Below are 4,740 nucleotides of genomic sequence, written 5' to 3'. Positions count from 1 at the left end.
AAATGGACAAATAAGGGGAAAAGAAAATGAAGACTATAAACGTATTTCATTACGACGCATTTACGAATAAACCAAATAAGGGAAATCCAGCAGGTATTGTATTAGAAGCAGATGGATTAACGGAAGAGGAAATGCAAATTATTGCTGAAAAAGTTGGATATAACGAAACAACTTTTGTTCTTTCCTCAGAAGTAGGAGATATAAGAATGCGCTATTTTACACCTGGTTTTGAAATGGAGTTATGTGGTCATGGGACAGTAGGGACGATATATGCCTTGCGCGAAAAAGGTTTATTAGAAGAGAAAAGTAACCTTATGATTGAAACGAAGGCTGGGATTTTACCGATACAAATAGGTGTAAATGAAAATGGAGAAACCTTTATTAAAATGAGACAGGCAGCACCTCAGTTTAAAGAATTTACAGGTTCAGCAGAAGAATTAGCTCATAGTATCGGTTTAGAAATAAATGATTTAGATGTAAGTTTACCGATTGTATATGGAAGTACTGGTAATTGGACTGTAATTGTACCGATTAAAAATCTTAATGCATGTGAGAGAATGAAACCTAATAATGCTGCATTTCCATCAGTATTAAAAGAAATACCTAATGCTTCTATTCACCCAATTTGTCTAGAAACTTATGATGAAATAGCACAAATGCACGGCCGTCATTTTTCATCAGCTTACGCTGGGACGATTGAAGATCCAGTGACAGGAACAGCTTCAGGTGTAATGGGAGCGTATTATGCGGAGTATTTAGAGAAAGGTTTTGAACATGAATTGAGTTTAATCGTTGAGCAAGGACAGGAAATAAATAAAGATGGTCGTGTAACTGTTTATGTAACGAAAGGGATAGAAAACGAAAAGTTACAAATAGATATTGCTGGAACAGCGGTGTATGTGAAAGAGTTTGAAGTTTCAATATAAAGTGAAACTTTAATCAGTGGGGGTCTTACTGCCCGGTGAATAGCGGGATAAAAAGAAAGCCCGGAATACATCCGGACTTTCATTATCTGTTCAATACTTCAATGTACGAAGCATTTCCAGTTGTTCTTAAAGCGGAGCGGAAATTATTATTTTCTAACGCCTTAGCAACTTGTTGTAACTGCTGTGCATCATCATGATGAATAAGTAAGCTGTCAGCACCGCTTTCCTCTATATGAATGTGTTCGACATTTCCGATTGCATCATGTACAGCTTTTAAAAATTCAGGTTTCATATTGTCCTCCTATATGTATGTAACGTTGTAATTTAGTATTTCCTTATTTATGAAATATAAAAGTAAATGAAAGGAGAAATAAAAATGAATATAAAGCAATTTAATGAACATATAACATCACTATTTGGAGAGCATCTTCATAAATATGGCGATGATGAATATGGTTTTACTTATATAAGTAAAGATGAATTTCACAAAATCGGTTACACAACAAATTTAACGTTAGAAACTATTGAAGAAGCGTATCGAAATGGAGTCGATATGATAGTTACACATCATGCGCCGTGGAGTTTTTTATTTGGTATGGAAGAGGCTTGTATTGAGAAATTGAAGCAATATGAAATGAATCATTTTTGGATTCATTTGCCGTTAGATTTTGTAAAGTTTGGCACGTGTACATCGTTATTTAACGAAATTAGGATAGATACAATACTGGAATATTCAACCTATGAGGAAGAAGAACTACCAGGAATAGGAGAATATAAAGAAGCCATTCCTTTTTCAAACTTAGTTGGAAAACTTGAAGAAAAAATGGAAGAGAAAGTGAAGAGCTGGAGAAATCACGATAAACCAGTAAAACGGATTGCAATCTTAACCGGTGCAGGAAATAATACAAATTTGATTGAACGTGCATTAGAAAAAGGATGTGACACGTACATAACAGGTGAAAAAACATTATATACAGTGCAACATGCGAAATTTAAAGGAATTAATTTAATTGTAGGTAGTCATACGTTTACAGAAGTGTTTGGTGTAGAAAGTTTGGCTCATAAATTACAAGACAGAGACCCTGCAATAGAAATTATTAGAGTATATGAAGAGCATTTAGAGTGATAAAATCACGTTATCATAAATGGAATATTGAAGAAAGTCATTGTAATAAAATAAAATTGTTGTTTGTTATATCAGGGCGATTGAAAGGATTTTACTTTTGTTTGTCAAATGATAGTAAAGTTGTCTTTTGAATTAAGGAAATATTCGGAGTTGAAGGGTGAGAGAATGGACATTTCAATAATCACTGCACAACTAGTTAAGGAAAAAGTTATTTCACATTATCCAAATAGCGTAAAAGCATTAAACGTGGGAACGACAAGTACTATATATTTGTTAGATGAACAATACGTTATAAAGTTGAATGAATCGGATGTCATACGTGAAGAAGCTTATTTTCTTCAGTTTTATAAAAAGGACGAATTATTTCCAAAGCTTTTATATAAGGAACCTTTAAATCGCTATATTGTTTACTCATTCCTTGAGGGCACAACTTCTTGCAAACTAGGCCATAAACGGAGTGTTCTTAGTAAACTTGTAAAGGAAGTTATCAATAAGTATGAAGTAGCTACAGAGGTTGATGGCTGGGGATGGAAAGAAAGCCCAGTTCAATCTTGGAATGAATTTTTAACGACAAATGTGATGGAAGCTCATGAAAATGTAAGACGTTACATAAGTGAGGAAGAGTATAGAACGGTTTTTAAGTTAGCAAATAGTCCAAGTAGGGGGACTGGAATAAATCAGCCATTTTTATTGCATGGTGATCTTGGATTTCATAATTTTATATTTCAAGAGAATAAACTGCACGGTGTAATTGATCCTTTACCAGTGTTAGGAGATCCTATATATGATTTAATTTATGCGTTCTGTTCAACTCCGGAAGATTTAACAAAAGAAACGATTGGTTATGCGATGAAACAATGTGTATTTTATAAAAAAGACCGTGATTTATATGAAGAAATAGTCATAGGATTATATTTGCGTATAGATACATGTTTACGGCACCACCCGAAAGATTTAGAAGATTATTTAGCAGCTTGGCGTTATTGGATGGACGAGGTTGAGGTGACTTTATAGTACAAATATTTTGGGGGAGATAGTGAGATGAATGTTGCAGAAGCCAAAAAGGATTTACTGTAATTCCATTGTCAGTTACAGTTGTTTATTTACTTACTTTTATAAGTTTATTAATTGAAAATAAAAAAGTAGATTATTATCAACAAAAATCAGTTTAATAAAAATATAGGGATAGGGGGAATTATGATGAAAAATTACGTTTGTACAACGTGCGGTGTGCAGTATGCAGCGAGTGTAGAGGAACCGGTGAGTTGTCATATTTGTGATGAAGAGAGGCAATATGTGAATCCGAAAGGGCAGTCTTGGACGACTTTAGAAAATTTGCAAACAGATGATACATATAAAAATGTAATAATCGAAGAGGAAAATGGACTTTATAGTATTACGACAAAACCAGGATTTGCGATCGGTCAAACGGCATTTATAGTGAAAACAGAGTTATATCGTTTACTATGGGACTGTATTACGTATTTAGATGAAACGACAATTGCGAAAATAAAAGAGCTTGGTGGATTAGATGCGATTGCATTGTCTCATCCTCATTATTATTCAACGCAAGTAGAATGGGCAGAGACATTTGATGTACCAATTTATATACACGAAGATGATAAAGAATGGGTGATGCGCCCAAGTAGTCGTATTATTTATTGGTCTGGTGAGTCTTTACAATTAGCGGATGGGATTACTGTACATCGTCTTGGAGGACATTTTAGTGGTGGTTCTGTATTGCATTGGGAAGAAGGTAATGATGGAAAAGGGATTTTGTTAACAGGTGATATTATTCAAGTTGTAGCGGATGAGCGGTGGGTAAGTTTTATGTATAGCTATCCAAACTTAATTCCATTACCAGCGAGAAAAGTGGAAGAAATGGTGAACCGAGTGAAGTCGTTACAGTTTAATCGTTTATACAATGCTTTTCATCGAGTAGTAAAAGAAAATGCAGATGAGGCAGTTGAACGTTCTGCTGAAAGATATATAAAAGCAATAGAAGGAAAGTTGTTTCATACGTAAAAGGAGAGTAGCTTAATGAAAACGTTAGTATGCTTTGGAGATAGTATTACAGCTGATGAAACATTTTTTGATGGAATGCCGAGATTAACACCACGTTTGCAAGAGATGTTTCCGAAGTGGAAAGTAGTGAATGCAGGTGTCCAGGGGATAATACATTCGATGCGTTAAATAGGATTGAAGAAGATGTAATATCATATAAACCAGATTTCGTAACAGTTTTTCTTGGTACGAATGATGCGGTTTCTTTTTCTCAAGTGTCATTACAAGCATATAAAGAAAACTTAGAGAAGATTGTGAACCATATTTCATCAGATAAAGTACTACTGATTAGTCCTGCACCAGTTGATGAAGAAAGACAGCGCAATAGAACAAATAGAGTGCTTGGTCAGTATGCAGACGTGGTGGAGAAAGTGGCGAGGGAAACAGGAAGTTATTTTCTAAACGTATTCGCTGAAATGATTCAAGAACGGGATTATAAAAGATTTGTAGAAAATGGTGAAAAAGATGGATTACACTTTGGACCAGAAGGCTATGAGTATGTAGCGAGGTTAATTGGTGAAAAGTTAAAAGGAATTTTATAAGGAGCAAAGCACTTAGTGTTTTGCTTTTTCTTGTTTTTTTGCAGTCTATAAACTTATTCACCGCTGTAATTTGCACAGATAA

The 4,740-nt window shown here is 34.5% G+C and carries 5 protein-coding genes and 2 pseudogenes; 6 read left to right on the top strand and 1 reads right to left on the bottom strand.

Annotated features, from left to right (window positions below; genetic code table 11):
- Window positions 1–26: 26 nt before the first annotated feature.
- A complete protein-coding gene (locus tag ACQGS6_RS23165) occupies window positions 27–926 on the top strand; it encodes a PhzF family phenazine biosynthesis isomerase (RefSeq protein ID WP_000849328.1) in 900 nt (299 codons plus the stop codon).
- 82 nt (window positions 927–1,008) lie between these two features.
- Here the strand turns inward: ACQGS6_RS23165 and ACQGS6_RS23160 are convergent, their stop codons facing one another.
- Window positions 1,009–1,218 carry a hypothetical protein gene (locus ACQGS6_RS23160; RefSeq protein ID WP_000801651.1) on the bottom strand — a complete coding sequence of 70 codons (210 nt, stop codon included), beginning with the start codon at window positions 1,216–1,218 and terminating at the stop codon, window positions 1,009–1,011.
- 84 nt (window positions 1,219–1,302) lie between these two features.
- Here ACQGS6_RS23160 and ACQGS6_RS23155 point away from each other — a divergent pair, with 84 nt between their 5' ends.
- From ACQGS6_RS23155 to ACQGS6_RS23135, 5 genes and pseudogenes are all read left to right on the top strand, one after another.
- Entirely contained in the window at window positions 1,303–2,052 is a 750-nt protein-coding gene (locus tag ACQGS6_RS23155) for a Nif3-like dinuclear metal center hexameric protein (protein WP_001022449.1), read from the top strand.
- 165 nt (window positions 2,053–2,217) lie between these two features.
- Window positions 2,218–3,066 (top strand): aminoglycoside phosphotransferase family protein, encoded by an 849-nt coding sequence (locus ACQGS6_RS23150; protein ID WP_426965667.1) that lies wholly within the window; start codon window positions 2,218–2,220, stop codon window positions 3,064–3,066.
- 41 nt (window positions 3,067–3,107) lie between these two features.
- A pseudogene (locus tag ACQGS6_RS23145) lies at window positions 3,108–3,224 on the top strand (DUF7010 family protein); the annotation flags it as partial.
- Between the two features lie 25 nt (window positions 3,225–3,249).
- Window positions 3,250–4,077 (top strand): MBL fold metallo-hydrolase, encoded by an 828-nt coding sequence (locus ACQGS6_RS23140; RefSeq protein WP_084796631.1) that lies wholly within the window; start codon window positions 3,250–3,252, stop codon window positions 4,075–4,077.
- A gap of 15 nt (window positions 4,078–4,092) precedes the next feature.
- A pseudogene (locus ACQGS6_RS23135) lies at window positions 4,093–4,658 on the top strand (SGNH/GDSL hydrolase family protein).
- Window positions 4,659–4,740: the final 82 nt, after the last annotated feature.

It is taken from the genome of Bacillus sp. GMs2/2 (assembly GCF_050172095.1).
Taxonomy (GTDB): domain Bacteria; phylum Bacillota; class Bacilli; order Bacillales; family Bacillaceae_G; genus Bacillus_A; species Bacillus_A cereus.
This window is presented reverse-complemented; position numbering and strand designations above follow the sequence as displayed.